16 protein-coding genes are annotated in these 17,970 nt (G+C 40.9%); 11 read left to right on the forward strand and 5 right to left on the reverse strand.

Annotated features, from left to right (window positions below):
* Nucleotides 1–8 precede the first annotated feature (8 nt).
* Both FQ083_RS12425 and FQ083_RS12430 read left to right on the forward strand, forming a co-directional pair.
* Complete coding sequence (locus tag FQ083_RS12425) at nt 9–2,651, forward strand: MobA/MobL family protein (protein WP_149410071.1); 2,643 nt, start codon at nt 9–11, stop codon at nt 2,649–2,651.
* A gap of 30 nt (nt 2,652–2,681) precedes the next feature.
* On the forward strand, nt 2,682–3,638 hold the full coding sequence (locus tag FQ083_RS12430) for a hypothetical protein (protein WP_149410072.1): 957 nt from the start codon (nt 2,682–2,684) through the stop codon (nt 3,636–3,638).
* A gap of 336 nt (nt 3,639–3,974) precedes the next feature.
* On the opposite strand, the gene FQ083_RS12435 is transcribed toward FQ083_RS12430, so the two are convergent.
* Together FQ083_RS12435 and FQ083_RS12440 are read right to left on the reverse strand one after the other, a co-directional pair.
* Complete coding sequence (locus tag FQ083_RS12435; RefSeq protein WP_149410073.1) at nt 3,975–4,250, reverse strand: hypothetical protein; 276 nt, start codon at nt 4,248–4,250, stop codon at nt 3,975–3,977.
* A 156-nt stretch (nt 4,251–4,406) separates the two neighbouring features.
* Nucleotides 4,407–4,631 carry a helix-turn-helix domain-containing protein gene (locus FQ083_RS12440; protein WP_149410074.1) on the reverse strand — a complete coding sequence of 75 codons (225 nt, stop codon included), beginning with the start codon at nt 4,629–4,631 and terminating at the stop codon, nt 4,407–4,409.
* A 397-nt stretch (nt 4,632–5,028) separates the two neighbouring features.
* Here FQ083_RS12440 and parA point away from each other — a divergent pair, with 397 nt between their 5' ends.
* Nucleotides 5,029–5,667 carry a ParA family partition ATPase gene (parA, locus tag FQ083_RS12445; RefSeq protein WP_149410075.1) on the forward strand — a complete coding sequence of 213 codons (639 nt, stop codon included), beginning with the start codon at nt 5,029–5,031 and terminating at the stop codon, nt 5,665–5,667.
* Nucleotides 5,668–5,670: 3 nt separating this feature from the next.
* Nucleotides 5,671–5,880: a plasmid partition protein ParG gene (locus FQ083_RS12450; protein ID WP_149410076.1), complete on the forward strand. Its 210-nt coding sequence runs from the start codon at nt 5,671–5,673 to the stop codon at nt 5,878–5,880.
* A 68-nt stretch (nt 5,881–5,948) separates the two neighbouring features.
* Here FQ083_RS12450 and FQ083_RS12705 read toward each other — a convergent pair whose 3' ends face one another.
* Nucleotides 5,949–6,107 (reverse strand): hypothetical protein, encoded by a 159-nt coding sequence (locus FQ083_RS12705; RefSeq protein ID WP_188004117.1) that lies wholly within the window; start codon nt 6,105–6,107, stop codon nt 5,949–5,951.
* A 92-nt stretch (nt 6,108–6,199) separates the two neighbouring features.
* On the opposite strand from FQ083_RS12705, the gene FQ083_RS12455 reads away from it, so the two are divergent.
* The 4 genes from FQ083_RS12455 to FQ083_RS12470 are packed head-to-tail and all read left to right on the forward strand — an operon-like array spanning nt 6,200 to nt 12,522.
* Nucleotides 6,200–7,741: a type I restriction-modification system subunit M gene (locus tag FQ083_RS12455; RefSeq protein ID WP_149410077.1), complete on the forward strand. Its 1,542-nt coding sequence runs from the start codon at nt 6,200–6,202 to the stop codon at nt 7,739–7,741.
* The gene (locus FQ083_RS12460) at nt 7,738–8,949 is read left to right on the forward strand and encodes a restriction endonuclease subunit S (protein WP_149410078.1); all 1,212 of its coding nucleotides are present in this window, start codon (nt 7,738–7,740) and stop codon (nt 8,947–8,949) included. The genes FQ083_RS12455 and FQ083_RS12460 overlap by 4 nt, the downstream gene beginning before the upstream one ends.
* Nucleotides 8,942–12,043: an HsdR family type I site-specific deoxyribonuclease gene (locus FQ083_RS12465; protein WP_149410079.1), complete on the forward strand. Its 3,102-nt coding sequence runs from the start codon at nt 8,942–8,944 to the stop codon at nt 12,041–12,043. Before FQ083_RS12460 ends, FQ083_RS12465 begins: the two co-directional genes overlap by 8 nt.
* A gap of 53 nt (nt 12,044–12,096) precedes the next feature.
* Nucleotides 12,097–12,522 (forward strand): 4-fold beta flower protein, encoded by a 426-nt coding sequence (locus FQ083_RS12470; RefSeq protein ID WP_149410080.1) that lies wholly within the window; start codon nt 12,097–12,099, stop codon nt 12,520–12,522.
* Nucleotides 12,523–12,705: 183 nt separating this feature from the next.
* On the opposite strand, the gene FQ083_RS12475 is transcribed toward FQ083_RS12470, so the two are convergent.
* Nucleotides 12,706–13,692 (reverse strand): SEL1-like repeat protein, encoded by a 987-nt coding sequence (locus tag FQ083_RS12475; protein WP_149410081.1) that lies wholly within the window; start codon nt 13,690–13,692, stop codon nt 12,706–12,708.
* A 207-nt stretch (nt 13,693–13,899) separates the two neighbouring features.
* Nucleotides 13,900–14,514 carry a hypothetical protein gene (locus tag FQ083_RS12480; protein WP_149410082.1) on the reverse strand — a complete coding sequence of 205 codons (615 nt, stop codon included), beginning with the start codon at nt 14,512–14,514 and terminating at the stop codon, nt 13,900–13,902.
* A 79-nt stretch (nt 14,515–14,593) separates the two neighbouring features.
* Here FQ083_RS12480 and FQ083_RS12485 point away from each other — a divergent pair, with 79 nt between their 5' ends.
* From FQ083_RS12485 to FQ083_RS12495, 3 genes are all read left to right on the forward strand, one after another.
* Nucleotides 14,594–14,794: a hypothetical protein gene (locus tag FQ083_RS12485; protein WP_149410083.1), complete on the forward strand. Its 201-nt coding sequence runs from the start codon at nt 14,594–14,596 to the stop codon at nt 14,792–14,794.
* 282 nt (nt 14,795–15,076) lie between these two features.
* Nucleotides 15,077–15,667 carry a recombinase family protein gene (locus FQ083_RS12490; protein ID WP_149410084.1) on the forward strand — a complete coding sequence of 197 codons (591 nt, stop codon included), beginning with the start codon at nt 15,077–15,079 and terminating at the stop codon, nt 15,665–15,667.
* A 344-nt stretch (nt 15,668–16,011) separates the two neighbouring features.
* Nucleotides 16,012–17,595 (forward strand): Fic family protein, encoded by a 1,584-nt coding sequence (locus tag FQ083_RS12495; protein ID WP_149410085.1) that lies wholly within the window; start codon nt 16,012–16,014, stop codon nt 17,593–17,595.
* The last annotated feature ends 375 nt before the right edge of the window (nt 17,596–17,970 follow it).

The raw sequence follows: 17,970 nt of genomic DNA on the forward strand, positions 1-17,970 counted from the left end.
CGTCGACCATGAATAGTAAAGGATTTCACCTATCCGTCACAGCTATTAGTAAAGCTAAAAATCATAGTATTGTGGCGAAATCTGCCTACAATTCAGGCTCGGTATTGGTCAGCACAAAGACAGGAGTGGTGCATGATTATAAGAGTAAAGCCGAAGATAAAACCTTGCATTTGATAGACAGTGATGAACATAAATATACGAAGATCATTAAGAAAAACCTGGTTCATAGTGCGCTCATCACACCGGCTATTGCGGGTAATATTGTGGTTACGCGTGAGGATTTTTGGAATACCTTAGAGCAGATTGAAACCCGTAAGAACGCCCAGTTTGGCACCGAGATTGATGTGATGTTTCCGGATGGTATTAGTGACCAGAAACGGATTGAGCTAGTCGAGAGCTACAGTCAAGTATTAGCGGATCGGTATAACGTATTGGTCGATGTGTCGGTACATCGGCCACACAGTCATGAACAGCAGAAGAGTGATGGCACTGTGGTTGAGCTAACCACCAATAATTTCCATGCACATATTCTACTGTCAAGTCGTGAGATAGTGAGGGATAAGACAGGGGGTTATGGTTTATCAACGCGCAAGAATTGGTTGCAGTGGTCAACCGAGGAGCGTTTATTAAAGGGGTTGAATGGACGCGGGGATGAGTTGAGATATCTAAGAGTCTTATGGGCAGATATGGCCAATAAGCTATTGCCTGAGAACAAAGCTATTACTGAGAAATCCTACCGCGAGCAAGGGATCAATCGCTTACCAAAAATGAAACTGGGTAAATCGTTATACAAGGATATGCTCAAAGGCAATCGCTCCCTGATTAAGGAGTACAACGAAACGATTGATGAGATCAACGCCCATATTGAACAAACGGGCCTAGTAATTGACTACAACGACAGTGGTCGCATTGACCTAGAGAGTAATGTGCAAGAGGTCGATGGGGTGAAGGTACATTATAAGAAACGTAAGCCCTATGCCCGAATTGATTTGAATGAGATTCGTTTGGTAGACCCAGCCGTTGTACTCAAGCCTATCGCACCTGAAAGCGAGCGTGAGGATGAGGTTGAGGTTGAGGTTGATATGAGGGTGCTCGATGATTTTTTAGACGGCTCAGACAACTTTGAGCAGCAAAAAAAGACCATGCGTAGTGCTTTGTTTTCAACTATCAATAAACTGCATGAGGATTTAGCCCACCAGTCTAAACAGACTATCGCCATTCAAAAAAATATTGATGATACACGTCGATTCACCCAAGAGGTGGGGCAAGACTATCAGGGTGAGCGTGAAAAAATGCGTGTCTTCACGCAACAAGTGCGAACGCAAGATGAGCGTAAAGCATTAGAATCTGCTTTAGAGTTGGTTGAGCAATTTAGACAAGACGATACCCTGCAAACCCAGCGTGCGATTACCCGTCTTGAGAAGCAGCTGTCACATATTGAGAATACCGTGCTCAATAACAAATCGGTACTAAAAACACTGATTCCTATCAACAATAAGGTCATCGCTGAGTACAAAGCGCTCAAGGTGACGCTAAAACCGTTTGCGGCGCAGCTGGATAAACTGGCAGATAACTTTAAGACTCTTGATAAAATTGATATTGAGAAAACTGAGTTACAGCAGCACTGGCATGAGGCGTTTGAGGATCTGCAAAACATTGAAGTCACAAGCAATATGGAAACGTATCATAAGTTTTCGGCACTTGCTGATCTTGACGTTGAGTACTTTAAAACGCTTGAGCAGGAACGTGATGCCCTAAGTGCTCTTAAAGCGGTTGATATCGATGTGGCGGCTAACACTCGCTTGGCGACGCTGGTGACTGATGTGCAGGCGTTTAAAACCGCCAATGATACCGATATCAAACAATTAAAGCAGCAAATCACCACCAGTGAAAAAACCTACCAGCGCCTATCGCCGTTTTATGAGCAGCGCCGTGAGCTACTTGATCAAAGCGGCGCGGTAATTTCCCAAGACGATGAGCTATATGATGAGATTGTCAGTACCAAAACTACCCAATTGAATGCCGCTCGACTTGATGAGTGGCGTACCCGCACCATAGCGCTACATCAGCAGCTCATAAAAGCGTATGAACAAGCTGAACTTGAGAACAAAGCCAAGCGTGAGCGAGAGGCGGCAGATAAGAGGCGGCAAGCACAACAACAAAAAGAGCAAGAGCAGGCCGCCCTTGCCCGTACCCAACTGGCAGAGACTGAGGCATATCAGGATAGGTTTGATAATATGGTTGTACGGGTTAAGCGCCATGTTGGTGAGATCGACTTTAAAGCCATCGATACTACTGCTACGGTGATAGTGGCGGCTGAAAAATTGGCTGCTGAGGCCTTTGTTTTAGAAGCGCTTCAGCAGACGGATGACTTTACGGGGTTGCAACAGCGTTTGCGAGATACGGATGAAAAACGGGTGGTGATAGACGTTGAGCAATCTACCCAAACACTATTACAAGCGCTACGCACGCTTCCTGACGACCGCCATAAAATGGACACCATAAACGCACTCAATAAGCGCTTTGAGCGGGTTCCTGACATCTACGTGGACACAAAAACCTTAACTCAAACCTTGTCGACACAAGTGCTAGAAGTGGACAAGGATATTCAAGCAAAAACGCGCCGTTACTCGTCACCACGCCCATTTTAGCGGCGATTATTATCATAATGAGCACCTACTATGAATAAAAACGACAGCACTGAACAAGACATACACGATCAACTCATCAACTTGGTGACCACCCTGGGACCGGTGATTAAAGCCTTACGTGAGCTGATTAAGCAAGCCGATGATGCGGTGGCAACGCGGCTTGAGCGCTCCCTTGGTCGTATTGATGGCACTGTGAATGAAGTGACCGCTGCTATTAAAGCACTCGGCGGTAGCGCAAGCACGACATCAAAGGCATTGAATCAGTATCAAACGCTTGTCCTAGAACAGCTACAAGCAGCAGTGATGCTGTTTACTGAAAATGAGATGCCCAGTCGGTATGATGACAAGATCAAACAGCTCATTGATGACATAAAACAGCAGATAGACACTGCTTTAGAGACAGTAGTGACCACTAAGAGCGACAGCCTAGAGGCTCAAGTGAGTGCCATGCAAGTGGTTGCTGATAAGCTTGATGATAGCGCGGCAAGCCTTGCACTATTTACTAGCCAGTACCACGCTGGTCATGAGCAGATTATTACCGATATTGAAACGTTTGAGACTTCCACAAAAGAACGGATTGGACAGGTAAAAAAGGATGCTAATAAAGACTTAGATAAGATTTACAAATCCATTGAGTCCATGAGCATTAAAAGGATAGCAGCAGCGGCCGCTGCTGCTACGGCTGCGATGGTGATTAGTCTGGTGGCACTTGTCTTTTGGTATGTCCCAAGCCTAGCTAATATTAACGATCTAAGAGAACAGCAAGCAGCGCTGCAACAAGGCATTGATGAGCTAGAGACGGGCTGGAGGCAGGCCTTTAATAACGCTCGAAGTCAGCAGCTTATTTTGGCTTGTGATGTCAATGAAGAACAGCCCGATGTGATCAGCTGGTGCGTTAGAGCAGACAGCAAAAGCGTTTTGAGAGATGAGAAAGGCTTTGTTTATTATAAAATAGCTGAGTTGACGCGCGCGAAACCGACTGAGTAAAGGTCTATGATAATAGTGAACCATACTGCCCAAAGAGGACTTTATAGGCTTAGGGTGGTTTAGATAATTATAAGTACATTCTTAGGTCAGGTATTGGCAGGTGATGGGCCTGATAAAAATGAGTCTCCTAGAAAATATAATACTTAAAAAATGATTTGTTTGGCTGCTGTTATCTTTGTCTATGTTAAAAAGCCACCGATATAGCGTCTGTTAAATTTTTATGGCTAGGTATACGGTAAATACTGTATGGCTAGATCAGATAAAGGCCAGATAATGATGGATCATCTGGCTTTTAAGGTTGTTGATCATTAGATCTGTGAGTGTAGGCTAAAACGGTTATGCCACTTGGTCGGTGTGAGCTATGACCAAATCAATAAATGCGGTTTCAAGGGTGCTTAAAGTATAATCGTCAACTATAAGACCGTCATCTAGCAGTCGTTGAACCCAGACATAAACCGCTTCATCATTATAAAGAATAGTATTAACACCAAGTAATGATGCCAACTGTACGCCTTGCTGTATTTGTAGATTTAATAATAGCTGAGAAGCTAAAGTTTTAGTCTGTTCGCTGAACCATGTGCAGCCGTTGAGCCGCAATAAATTGGTGTTCATTGTTATTCTCCTATAGATTATTATATATTAATAAAAGGTTAAATGACTTCCTACAGGTCAAATTATACCTATATTTTAATCTTTTACAAGACAAAATAATCTTCTACAGGTCTTTTTGTTTTTTTGAAGGTAATAAAGGGTTATAAGTGAGGTTGTTTACGCTGGCGACTCACTGCCGTCCTCAGTTATGATTTCGTATAAATCACCAACATTGATTTTAAGATAAGTACATAAAGACTCGATGACATCTAGATCAACTCGGGTGGCTTCTTCATGGTACATGCGAGTAATGGTGCCACGATTAATGCCAGTATCTCTTGAGATATCGGCAATTTTAAGGCGTCTTTCACCCATGATGGTAGATAAGTGACACTTCACCATAGTGGTTTCCTCATTAGCGGTTAGTGGTTTTTGATTGGTGAGCGGATTATAACGAATATGAGCTGATGAAGTATTCCTTTTGGTAGCTCAAATTGCTATTCAATAGCAGCAATTTATGTATTAGTAGATAGTTTAATATGCTGGTATCAGTCTTTGCCACATGGCGTCTATCATGATTGCTGTATTTTATTTGGAAAGGGCGGCGCTATTTTAGCTACGCCATATTGCTATTGGTAGTGATGTGACGTACAGTTTTTAGATATACTTATATACTTATATACTTATATACTTATATACTTATATACTTATATACTTATATACTTATATACTTATATACTTATATACTTATATACTTATATACTTATATACTCAATACATGCTACAGGGATCTGTATTTATGAAGGTAATCGCGGTATTAAATCAAAAGGGCGGCAGCGGTAAGACCACCATTGCAACGCATTTGGCGCGTGGGCTACAGCTAAAAGGTCATAGCGTACTGTTGGTAGATAGCGATCAGCAAGGCAGTGCGCGTGACTGGAGGGCAGTGGATGAGGACAATCCGGTACCAGTGATTGGGCTAGATAGGCCGACGCTGGATAAAGATCTAAAATACGTGTCTGATAAAGAGTACGTAGTGATCGATGGATCGCCACAAGCCACCAGTCTGGCCATTTCTGCTATCAAGGCTGCTGATTTTATACTGATTCCGGTACAGCCGAGTCCCTACGATATTTGGGCGACCAGCGATTTGGTTGATTTGGTGCAGCAGCGTATTGAGATGATGGATGGCAAACTAAAGGCGGCGTTTGTAGTATCACGTGCCATTCAAAACACTAATATAGGTAAGGAAGTAGCGACAGCACTACTCGATTACAACCTTCCCGTATTAGAGGCTAGAATTATGCAGCGTGTTGCTTATCCTAACAGTGCTGCTCTTGGCAAGACAGTATTTGATACTGAATCGTCTAATAGCAATGCGATAAAAGAGATAACTGCATTGGTCAGTGAAATTCAAACATTTTTTGGTGAGGAGTAAGTCATGAGTTTATCAGCAGGTCGTCCAAGTAAAAAAGCTAAGGATGAATTGGCTTTGTCAGATGTGACTGACAGTCCCAAAAAAACGGTACGAGTGAATTTTAATCTAGATGAAGATAAACACATTGCGCTCAAACGGTATGCGCTCGAGAATCGCAAAACGGTGACTGAGCTGTTGACTGAAATGATCGAGGACAAGCTGGTTGAGAGGTAGGTATAAAAAAGTGAATTTTCTATACATATAAAGAGCATGTGTATAGAAAACCCAAAAAATTATGCATATTATCGAAAGCCGTGAATCGCTTCAGTATCATCGGATGCTTGTTTGCTTAAGTCAGATGCAGGAGCAAGGTGCAAAGAAAATACCAATGGCAAAATAAGCACTGTTGCTTTGGTCAGCACCATATAATAGAACCAGAAACGGACAGGAGTGATGAACATATCACCCCTGATCTTAGAGCATTCATTACAAATTGAAATTATACAAAATATGGGGTATTTCTAACCCCATAATTATTTATAGGATTTTTATCATGACAAGTACCCAACAACGTGCAGAATTACACCGCCAAATTTGGCAAATTGCAAACGAGGTTCGTGGTTCAGTCGATGGCTGGGACTTTAAGCAATATGTACTGGGTACTTTGTTTTACCGTTTTATCAGTGAGAATTTTTCTAGTTATATTGAAGCAGGCGACGACAGTGTCAATTATGCCAAGCTCTCTGATGATGTAATTAACGCAGATATTAAAGACGATGCTATTAAGACCAAGGGCTATTTTATTTATCCGAGCCAACTGTTTGCCAATATCGCTACAGGGGCGCACAGAAATGAAAACCTCAATACTGATCTAGCAGCCATATTTAAAGCGATTGAGGGTTCAGCCAATGGCTATCCGTCTGAGCCTGATATTAAAGGCTTGTTTGCGGATTTTGATACCACCAGTAACCGTTTAGGTAATACGGTTGCCGATAAGAACACGCGCTTATCAGCGGTACTAAAAGGGGTGGCTGGTCTTAAACTGGATCAGTTTGCTGATAACCAAATCGATCTGTTTGGTGATGCTTATGAGTATCTGATCTCTAACTATGCCGCTAATGCTGGTAAGTCAGGGGGCGAGTTCTTTACCCCACAAAGCGTCTCTAGGCTGATTGCACAAATTGCTATGCATAAGCAGGAAACCGTCAATAAGATTTATGACCCAGCCGCAGGGTCAGGCTCGCTATTACTACAAGCTAAGAAGCATTTTGATAACCATATCATCGAAGACGGTTTTTTTGGTCAAGAGATCAATCACACCACATATAACCTTGCGCGTATGAATATGTTTTTGCATAACATCAACTACGACAAGTTTAATATCGTGCTGGGCAATACGCTGTTAAATCCGCATTTTGGTGATGATAAGCCGTTTGATGCTATTGTCTCAAACCCCCCTTATTCGGTGAAATGGATTGGTACTGACGATCCAACCCTGATTAATGATGAGCGTTTTGCGCCAGCTGGTGTACTCGCGCCCAAGTCTAAAGCGGACTTTGCGTTTGTGCTCCATGCGTTGAATTACTTATCCAGTAAAGGCCGTGCAGCAATCGTCTGCTTCCCTGGTATCTTCTATCGTGGTGGTGCTGAACAAAAAATCCGTCAGTATCTGATAGATAACAACTATGTAGAAACCGTTATCTCCCTTGCGCCTAACCTGTTTTTTGGTACTACCATATCGGTTAATATCCTAGTGCTCTCCAAGCACAAAACGGATAGCAAGACTCAGTTCATCGATGCCAGTAAGTTATTTAAGGCGGAAACCAATACCAATATTCTTACCGATGATCATATCGCACAGCTGATGGTGCTGTTTGATAGCAAAATAGATGCCGAATATTTAGCCAAAAGTGTTGAGAACACTGTGATTGCGACTAACGACTATAATCTGTCCGTCAGTGCCTACGTGGAAGCGGAAGACACGCGTGAAGTGATTGATATCACTACCCTCAATGCTGAGCTAAAAATCACCGTTGCTAAGATTGACCAACTGCGTACTGATATCGATAAAATCGTTGCGGAGATTGAGGCATGAGTGAGTTAAGTTATATGGATAAGCTGCTTGATGGGGTTGAGGTTGAGTGGATGGCATTGGGAAAAGCTTTAGTTCGTACTAAAGGAACAAATATTACTGCTGGTAGGATGAAGGAATTACATAAAGATCATGCACCATTAAAAATCTTTGCTGGTGGTAAGACTGTTGCGTTCGTTGACTTTAAGGATATTCCTGAGAAAAATATAAATAGAGAACCATCTATTATTGTTAAATCTCGTGGTGTTGTTGAGTTCGAATACTACACTGATCCATTTTCACATAAGAATGAAATGTGGTCATATCATTCTAAAAATAATAATATAAATATTAAATATGTTTACTACTACTTGAAGACTAAAGAGTTATATTTTCAAGGCTTAGCAAGTAGAATGCAGATGCCTCAAATAGCTACTCCTGATACGGATAAGTTTCAAATCCCTATTCCACCCCTCAATGTACAAGCTGAAATCGTCCGAATTTTAGACGCATTTACAGAGCTTACGGCAGAGCTTACGGCAGAGCTTACGGCAGAGCTTGTAGCACGTAAGCAGCAATATGCCTACTATCGTAAACAATTATTAACGTTTAATGATGATGAAGTTGAATGGAAAATTTTAAAAGAAGTTGCGCTTGAACTTGGTCGCGGAAAATCAAGACATCGCCCTAGAAATGATCCAAAACTATATGGAGGAGACGTACCGCTCATTCAAACAGGAGACGTTAGAAATGCATCTCATGTTATTAATGAGTACACACAAACTTATAGTAAATTTGGATTGGAACAAAGTAAGTTATGGCCTAAGGGGACGCTTTGCATAACCATAGCAGCCAATATCGCAGAAACAACTATTCTTGGCTTTGATTCATGTTTCCCAGACAGCATTATAGGTTTTGTTGCAGATCCAGAAAAAACAACTACTAGTTACGTCGAATATCTTTTGACTTCATTTAAATCAGAACTTCAGGCGCAAAGTACTGGTAGTGCTCAGAGTAATATAAATCTCGCAACATTCGAACGTCTACCATTCCCTTTCCCACCCCTAGCTGAGCAAAAACGCATCGTCACCATTCTAGATAGCTTCGATGCCTTAACTACCTCACTCACCGAAGGCTTACCGCGTGAGATTGAACTGCGTCAGCAGCAGTATGAATATTATCGTGAGCTGCTATTGAGCTTTCCTAAGACTGAGGTAGCAGACCATGACTGAACACACCAAAACGATTGCTGAATCCAATAACTTTATTATTCTTAATAAATATACTAAGTGTGATCAGCCCGATGGTGGTTATCAAACTGAAAACGACTTAGAACGCGAATTGCTCAAGGATTTACAGAACCAAGGCTATGAGTTTGTCGCTGATTTAAACTCACCCGCAACCATGTTGGCTAACGTGCGTGTGCAGCTGCAAACCTTAAATGATGTGCAGTTCACAGACGATGAGTGGCAACGCTTTGTGATGAGTTACCTCGATAACCCTAACGATAACAGCACCGATAAAGCCCGAAAGATTCATGATGATCATATCCATGATTTTACGTTCGATGACGGTCGCCTGCAGAACATCGCGCTACTCGATAAGAAAAACATCCCACGCAATAAAGTACAGGTGATCAAACAGTTCGCCCAAACAGGCACACAGGCGAACCGTTATGACGTCACTGTTTTGGTGAATGGCTTGCCATTGGTGCAAATTGAGCTGAAAAAGCGTGGCGTTGCTATTCGTGAAGCCTTTAACCAAGTGCATCGTTATAGTAAAGAGAGCTTTAACTCTGATAACTCGCTGTATAAATACATACAGCTGTTTGTGATCTCAAACGGTACAGACACGCGCTACTTTGCCAATACCACCAAGCGCAATAGAAACAGCTTTGATTTCACCATGAATTGGGCGAGATCAGACAACACCTTAATCAAAGACCTAAAAGACTTCACTGCTACCTTCTTCCAAAAGCATACCCTACTCAACGTGCTGATGCATTACACCGTCTTTGATGTGAGCGACACTTCATTGGTGATGCGCCCTTATCAGATAGCAGCGACTGAGCGTATTCTGTGGAAGATTAACAGCGCCTATCAAGCCAAAAAGTGGAGCACCCTTGAGAGTGGCGGCTTTATCTGGCATACCACAGGCTCAGGAAAGACCTTAACCAGCTTTAAAGTGGCACGTTTGGCGACTGAGCTGCCTTTCATTGATAAAGTATTTTTTGTGGTAGACCGTAAGGATCTTGATTACCAAACCATGAAGGAGTATCAGCGATTCTCCCCTGAGAGCGTAAATGGTTCAGACAGTACCGCAGGTTTAAAACTTAACCTTGATAAAGACGACAATAAAATCGTCGTCACTACCATTCAAAAGCTGAATAACTTGATCAAAGGTGACGGTGATTTACCCATCTATGGCAAGCAAGTAGTGTTCATTTTTGATGAAGCACACCGCAGCCAGTTCGGTGAAGCACAGAAAAACTTGAAGAAGAAGTTTAAGAAGTTCTATCAGTTCGGCTTTACAGGCACACCTATCTTCCCAGAGAACGCTTTAGGGGCTGAGACGACCGCCAGCGTGTTTGGTCATGAGCTGCACTCCTACGTTATCACTGATGCCATTCGTGATGAAAAGGTATTGAAGTTTAAAGTCGATTACAACGATGTACGCCCACAGTTTAGCGGTATTGAAAGCGAACAGGACGAGACGAAACTGACCGCAGCAGAGAATAAGCAGCTGTTATTGCACCCTGATCGTATTAATGAGATATCAAAGTATGTGTTAACGCACTATAGGCAGAAAACCCATCGCTTAAAATCAGGGGGCAAGGGCTTCAACGCCATGTTTGCCGTCAGTAGTGTTGATGCCGCTAAGGCTTATTATGAAGCCTTGAATCAGTTGCAAAAGGACAGCGACAAACCGTTAAAGATCGCCACCATCTTCTCTTTTGCTGCCAATGAAGAACAGGATGCATTGGGGGATATCCCTGATGAAGGCTTTGAGCCCACCGCCATGAACAGCAGCGCCAAAGAGTTTTTAAGCAGTGCTATTGGTGATTATAATGGCATGTTCAAAACCAATTATGGCGTAGACAGCAAATCATTCCAGAACTACTACCGCGACCTTGCAGAGCGCGTTATCAAGCAGGAAGTGGATTTACTGGTGGTCGTTGGTATGTTCTTGACAGGTTTTGATGCGCCTACCTTGAACACCTTATTCGTGGATAAGAACTTACGCTATCATGGCTTAATGCAAGCGTTCTCACGTACCAACCGTATCTATGACGCCACTAAGACGTTTGGCAACATCGTGACCTTTCGAGACTTAGAGAAAGCAACCATTGATGCCATCACATTGTTTGGTGATAGAAACACTAAAAACGTGGTGCTAGAGAAGAGCTATAAAGAATATTTAGAAGGCTTTACCGATATCGCCACAGGCAAAGCGCGACGTGGTTATTTGGAAGTGGTCAAAGAGCTGCAACAACGCTTCCCTAATCCTGATGAGATTGTCAAAGAGTCTGACAAGAAGGACTTTGCCAAGTTATTCGGGGAGTATTTGCGTGTCGAGAACATCTTGCAAAACTATGATGAGTTTGCAAGCTTAAAAGCACTGCAAGACTTGGATACAAGTGACGTTGAAGCGGTTGCGACGTTTAAGGACGAGCATTACCTAAACGACGATGAGTTAGCGGCTATGCAAGCCATTGAAGTACCTGCGGAACGCACCGTACAAGATTACCGCTCAACCTATAACGATATACGCGATTGGCTGCGTCGTGAAAAAGCGGGTGAGCAGCAAGATGAGTCTTCTATTGATTGGGATGACGTGGTGTTTGAGATAGATTTGCTCAAGTCACAAGAGATCAATCTAGACTATATCCTTGAGCTAATTTTTGAGCATAATAAAAATACCAAGGACAAGTCTGCCCTAGTTGAGGAAGTACGACGTTTGATTCGGGCAAGTCTTGGCAACCGTGCCAAAGAGAGTCTAGTAGTCGATTTTATCAATCAAACCAACTTGGATACCATTCCTGATAAATCCAGCATCATTGATGCCTTCTTTAGTTATGCTCAGGTAGAGCAGCAGCGTGAAGTCAAAGATATGATTGCCGCTGAAAACCTAAATGAAGCAGCAGCTAAGCGTTATATCGCTGCTTCTTTAAAGCGTGAGTACGCCAGTGAGAACGGTACGGAGCTGAATGCTATCTTACCTAAGCTTAGTCCACTCAATCCGCAATACTTAACCAAGAAGCAAAGCGTTCTGCAGAAAATTGCTGCCTTTGTTGAGAAGTTTAAAGGCGTGGGTGGGAAGGTTTGATTATTAATATTATGGAAGTTAGCCCAATCACATTAAATAAAAGGATAGCTTTTATGTCTAATTTTTTTAAAACTATAATGTTTATATTTTTACTGGCTCCTGCTATTAGTTTTGCCCAGGAAATATCTTTATATAATAGTACTGGTGAAGCTGTTGCGTATATAGACACCGATAATGATATGAGTATCTACTTATGGGAAGGTGATCCAGTCGCATATTTAGATGGACAATCAATTTATGGTTTTAATGGAAAGCATCTTGGGTGGTTAAAGAGGGGTATTGTACGAGATAATAATGGATATACGGTAGGATTCATGGAAGGTGCTATCAACATGCATACCAAGTTTGAAAGATTTAAAGGATTTCAAAAAATTGAGCCGTTTAAATCATTTCAGAAGTTTGAGCCTTTAGAGCCTATGGAAAAAAATCAGTGGGCGCCAATACCTTTAGATATATATCTTTCCATAGGGAGAAAGTAATTTAAAGGGGCTTTATTAAGGTATACCCCAAAGGAACCAATTAGGCTCCTTCACTGGTTCGGTACCCTAGTGAGGACTTGAACCTTTGGCTGTAGGCTAATGATATCAATAGTTTTATTTACTTAGATCATGGTAGTGTACTTCACAGTGTACATAATATTAATTTTTTGAGGTTGAACTGACTTAATTTTGATTTAGTTTCCTATAGTTATTACAGCTTTCTTGTTGCCCATTTTCACAAGCCTTACCAAACCAGTTCTTTGCTTGAGCATTATCTTGATTAGCACCTACACCATCGCGATACATCGCACCAAGATTGTTTTGAGCAGGAGCATATCCCTGATTAGCGGCTTTTGTATACCACTTAAAGGCTTGAGAGAAGTCTCGGCCTACACCGTGACCCATGTAATACATCACACCAAGATTATATTGTGCATTAGCATTTTCTTGATCAGCTGCTTTTCCAAACCATTTTAGAGCCTGTGAAAAATCTTGTATCACGCCATTACCCTGATAATATATTGCACCTAAATTAGCTTGTGCAGGAGCATATTCTTGATCAGCTGCTTCTGTATACCACTTAAGTGATTGCGACAAGTCTTGCTCTATACCATCGCCTTCGTAATACATTGCGGCTAAATCATTTTGTGCAATGACATATCCTTGATTAGAAGCTTTTGTATACCACTTAAGGGCTTGTGAAAGGTCTCGGTCTACGCCATTGCCTTGGGTATACATTAAACCAAGGTTATACTCCGCTTCAGGAAGGCCTTGATTGGCTGCTTTCGTATACCATTTGATTGCTTCAGCATAGTTTCGAGGGACTCCTTCGCCTTCACGATACATTACACCAAGATTATACTGTGCCTCAGGGAAACCTTGATTAGCCGATTTTATATACCACTGCGCAGCTTTGGCATAGTCTTGATGAACGCCCTCTCCTATATCGTACATCCAACCCAAATCAAATTGTGCTTCTGCATCGCCCTGTTTGGCTAATCTCTGTACGTCTTCAGCTTCAGTTTCTGTCTCTATTTCCTCAATAACTATTTGCCCCTCAGAAGCTTCGTTTTTGGCTTCACTTTGCATTTTTTGACAGCTCGTAAGCGTAAGAGGTAATAAAGCAGTAGAAAAAAGGAGGGCAACTAATTTAGTTTTTTTGAAAATCATATATTTGATTCACTGGTAGAAAAAGTGTTGAATAAGTATATTATCTTAAAGTTTCAAAAGAGCGACTCTCTAAGCAAAAAAATATTGAGTAATTTTTTTTAATGTATTTTTATTCACTATAACGTTTGTCATGAGATTATGTTCGGTGCGCTATACAGGCATCGAACTATCAGCTATGTGCCTAATTTTTTATTATCAGATAATTTATTAGGGTACGCTCTCTTTAGGAGTATTTATTTTTATCTTCTCACCTATATTTATAGGAGGTATATAGCTCTCATTAGAAGTATAGTGATCGAAATCTACATAAACATGAACGCCATCTACATAACTGAATATTTCGTTAAGCTCGATATCTTCTTGCAAGATTAAAGAGAAATAAAAATCGTCCTCCATTGGCTTTAAAGAACTGCTAGTAACAATATCAAAAAAATATAAGCTACATAGCCCTCTAACCCAACATTTAAAAAGAAAAGAAACATCATCTTCTGCAATACTATTAAGGTTTAACTTGCTCAGTTTACTTAATCTTTTTGCTGTATCAGTCATTCCGTAATAAAGCAATGAATCCCTATTACTCTCTAAGTCTTCAGATATAATTATATTAAAAGCTAGACTTGTATACCCATAGCTCTTAAAAGGCTGCGTAAAAAAATCATAGAACATTTTTAAAAACTTAATAAAGCTATTTTCTAGTTTTAAATAATTACTAATTTCTATATGACCATATATTTCTACGAAATCAACAATACTTGTCCATTTGGACGTGAACTTATGTTCATCAGAGTCATGTCTTGAAATTTTATAATAATTAAAACTCATTAATCACCTACCTTCTTTAAAATAGAGAGATGTTCTAAGTAACTTTGATAAAGCAGTAGAAGAATGCTTCGATGTTGATATGTTAGTTAATTGCTTATTAGAAGATGACTCATGGTATATACCTTTTGATTCTAGAATGAAGCTTATAGAAAAAGCAAAATCTTTAGGCGGATGCTCATTGGAGTTTTTGGCAGATTACTATTCATTTAAAACAGCATTTCTAGATCCAGGCAAAGAATATGATGATGCTGTCGCAAAACTAGATGAGCTATTTCAATAGGTTTGATTAGATTATACCTCAAGGGAACCAGCTGTTTCACCCTTTAAGCCTATTAACAGACTACTTAAAGTAGACTGTTAATACGGAACCATCTATAACAGACTTTTGAATTATAGGACTGGTTTCTGTGCTTTTTTCCTATCATTTGACTATACCTAAAATATAAAACCTTTAAATGATAATTTATCTATCATTAGACTTGTCTTTGAAATTAAATGATAGTAATATCTTGCTATTATCAATGAACATTAATTGTTAAGTCTAAGTAATAGAGGTGGCGTTATGACCGTTCGTATTTATGTGAGAGCCAGCACTAAGGATCAAGACGCTAACAGAGCATTAGCTGATTTAGTAGCTTTCAGTACAAGTTATGATGATAACCATGTTGAATATGTTGAGCATTTCAGTGGAACAAAGCTCGATAGACCTGCACTCACTTTGTTACTCAATAACGCTGAAGAAGGCGACATTCTACTGGTTGAAAGTGTGGACAGATTAAGCAGGTTATCTCAAGATGATTTTGCAATCCTAAAACAGCGTATTAAAGATAAAGGTTTGCGTTTGGTAGTAGCAGACCTACCAACTACACATACGGTCAGCGAAGGGATGACAGGCGATATCCTCAGGGTGATTAACGATATGCTGATCGACTTATTAGCAACAATGGCAAAGCTTGATAACGACAAGCGTAGAGAGCGTATCAAGCAAGGATTGGCTAACAGTGGCTATAAGCCCACTGGTAAGAAGCCTAATACAACGAAACACAATCGTATTAGAGAATTAGACAGTCAAGGCAATATGAGAAAAGAGGAAATCGCTAAGGCGGTTGGTGTTGGGGTAGCTACCGTTTATCGGGTATTAAAGCAGGGCTAATAGCTGAGCTATTTTCAATATTAGCCCATCATTATTATGATGGGTACTATATTTTATTTTTGTTTATAAACAGCTGATATATAAGGCTTTACACGCGAGGCAAGAAGACATTATTTACAGAAATAGGAATTCTTATACTACGTATCTTTGCTAGAAGCTGGGTATTTACCTCATTCAGTCTCGATCTATTATGCCCACTCAACATGCACTTTGATCTTGATTTAAAGTTATCACAACATCATATAAAAATCGATTTAATGCAGTAAGGCTTGATAATAATCATTATGTTGCATTCATAATCGCTTTTCTGCAAAATGGCTTATCTATAATCGCTTGAGCCACTCATGATAAATACCCACACCTCAGACCCTATTGGCGCAGCATGGCTTATCCGTGATGCCAGCATTGATCTGGTTTCCCCTTTATATGTCAGCAGTAGTATCGGTGGGCGTAGGCAAACCTATAAAGAGGGTAACGTTATCCATAACGCTTATCAGGAAACGGCGCGTCCACTGGATACTATCATTGCCCACTTACAATTTCACATGCGTCATGAAGTACTGAGTTTAGAATTACTGACTCGTCTATTTGAGCAGATAGGTGCGGATGACGTACAAGCATGGGTAAACGCTGAGCCCACAGGCAGCTATGCCCGTAGAATGGCTTTCTTGTATGAATGGCTCATGGGTCATCAGTTAGTAGTACCGAGCAATTTAGGCGGTAACTATGTGGATGCTCTAGATGCTAAGAAGATGGTTACTTCAAGCCCTGCGCAGGTTATCAAGAACGCTCGCTGGCGTATCAATGACAATCTAGCAGGAACCCGTCATTTCTGTCCTCAACTGGTGAAAACAGAGTCGTTTACGCAAGCGGCAGCACTCGATATTGCCACGATGGTTGATAAGCTGAACGCTGAGTTTGGGCAAGACTTACTGATGCGCGCTTCCGTATGGATGACACTACGAGAGAGTAAAGCCAGCTTTACTATAGAGGGAGAAGGGAAAGAGTTAAAACGTATTGAACGTTTTGCCGATGTGATGGCACGGCGCACCGGTGAGGGCGACATTCCACTTGATCCTAAATCACTGGCAGAATTACAACAAGAGATATTGGGGAGTAAAACGGTCATCCAGCAGTATGGCATCCGTCAATCTCCTGTTTTTGTGTCGCATACTCAGGTCAATGGCTTTAAAGAGATTGTGCACTATATTGCCCCACCTGCCGATGACATTGTTGATAAGTTAGCAGGGTTACAGGCATTTATGGAAAAGACCGAGGGACAATCGGCACTAATACGTAGTGCTGTTGCCTCCTTTGCTTTTGTATATATTCATCCACTAGCGGATGGCAATGGTCGCATACATCGCTTTTTAATTAACGATGTCCTCAGACGAGACCAGGTTATTCATGAGCCCATTATCTTACCTATATCACAAGCCATTGCCGAGCATCCCTCAGACCGTCATGCCTATGATCAGATTTTAGACCGTGTGTCTGTGCCGCTCATGAAGCAAATCCGTGATCATTACAGCTTTGATAAACAGGCGGTTACTTACCCTGATGGTATTCGCTCAAATTTAAATTTTGAAGACAGTCACCTTGTTCAACCTGCATGGCGATTTATGGACCTGACACCTCACGTTCAGTACTTATCAGGACTGATTGCTCATGTTATTGAAAAAGAGATGCATAACGAGTCACAGTACCTAAGACAACATGACCAGGCACGACTGGCGATAAAAGAGATTGTTGAGATGCCCAATAGCTATGCCGATAGAATCATTCGCAGCATGCTACAGAATAAAGGCGTTAAAAGTAATAAGCTACTTAAGGATTATCCGTTTTTGGCAAATGAGGCGGTTTGGGATGATATTTTCTCTGTCGTTGTGGAGACCTTTAAAGACGAGACAAATTATTTTAATAGGTAAAGCAAACACTCTTATATGCAGGTATGTCTACCTTAATAATCAATCTGGTATAAATATCATCGTTACGATGATGATTCGACTATAAAATTTCCGGCTGAGATATCCCAGCCTAAAAAGTAATCAATATTGTTCTTAGCCCTAATTAGGCTAATAAACTACTTAAAACAGACTGTATCAAAGGAACTGCTAATAACAGACCATTATAATTTGACAAGTCTTAATACAGACGCTCAAAATAATTTTGAGTATTTGAGTATTTGAGTATTTGAGTATTTGAGTATTTGAGTATTTGAGTATTTGAGTATTTGAGTATTTGAGTATTTGAGTATTTGAGTATTTGAGTATTTGAGTATTTGAGTATTTGAGTATTTGAGT

The sequence above is a fragment of the Psychrobacter sp. ANT_H59 genome, from assembly GCF_008369225.1.
GTDB classification, from domain to species: domain Bacteria; phylum Pseudomonadota; class Gammaproteobacteria; order Pseudomonadales; family Moraxellaceae; genus Psychrobacter; species Psychrobacter cryohalolentis.

What these genes read in the sequence shown, in the direction of transcription:
- FQ083_RS12425 (WP_149410071.1), top strand. Translation starts at nt 9, where the DNA reads ATGAATAGTAAAGGATTTCACCTATCCGTCACAGCTATTAGTAAAGCT.
- FQ083_RS12430 (WP_149410072.1), top strand. Translation starts at nt 2,682, where the DNA reads ATGAATAAAAACGACAGCACTGAACAAGACATACACGATCAACTCATC.
- FQ083_RS12435 (WP_149410073.1), bottom strand. Translation starts at nt 4,250, where the DNA reads ATGAACACCAATTTATTGCGGCTCAACGGCTGCACATGGTTCAGCGAA.
- FQ083_RS12440 (WP_149410074.1), bottom strand. Translation starts at nt 4,631, where the DNA reads ATGGTGAAGTGTCACTTATCTACCATCATGGGTGAAAGACGCCTTAAA.
- parA (WP_149410075.1), top strand. Translation starts at nt 5,029, where the DNA reads ATGAAGGTAATCGCGGTATTAAATCAAAAGGGCGGCAGCGGTAAGACC.
- FQ083_RS12450 (WP_149410076.1), top strand. Translation starts at nt 5,671, where the DNA reads ATGAGTTTATCAGCAGGTCGTCCAAGTAAAAAAGCTAAGGATGAATTG.
- FQ083_RS12705 (WP_188004117.1), bottom strand. Translation starts at nt 6,107, where the DNA reads ATGTTCATCACTCCTGTCCGTTTCTGGTTCTATTATATGGTGCTGACC.
- FQ083_RS12455 (WP_149410077.1), top strand. Translation starts at nt 6,200, where the DNA reads ATGACAAGTACCCAACAACGTGCAGAATTACACCGCCAAATTTGGCAA.
- FQ083_RS12460 (WP_149410078.1), top strand. Translation starts at nt 7,738, where the DNA reads ATGAGTGAGTTAAGTTATATGGATAAGCTGCTTGATGGGGTTGAGGTT.
- FQ083_RS12465 (WP_149410079.1), top strand. Translation starts at nt 8,942, where the DNA reads ATGACTGAACACACCAAAACGATTGCTGAATCCAATAACTTTATTATT.
- FQ083_RS12470 (WP_149410080.1), top strand. Translation starts at nt 12,097, where the DNA reads ATGTCTAATTTTTTTAAAACTATAATGTTTATATTTTTACTGGCTCCT.
- FQ083_RS12475 (WP_149410081.1), bottom strand. Translation starts at nt 13,692, where the DNA reads ATGATTTTCAAAAAAACTAAATTAGTTGCCCTCCTTTTTTCTACTGCT.
- FQ083_RS12480 (WP_149410082.1), bottom strand. Translation starts at nt 14,514, where the DNA reads ATGAGTTTTAATTATTATAAAATTTCAAGACATGACTCTGATGAACAT.
- FQ083_RS12485 (WP_149410083.1), top strand. Translation starts at nt 14,594, where the DNA reads ATGTTAGTTAATTGCTTATTAGAAGATGACTCATGGTATATACCTTTT.
- FQ083_RS12490 (WP_149410084.1), top strand. Translation starts at nt 15,077, where the DNA reads ATGACCGTTCGTATTTATGTGAGAGCCAGCACTAAGGATCAAGACGCT.
- FQ083_RS12495 (WP_149410085.1), top strand. Translation starts at nt 16,012, where the DNA reads ATGATAAATACCCACACCTCAGACCCTATTGGCGCAGCATGGCTTATC.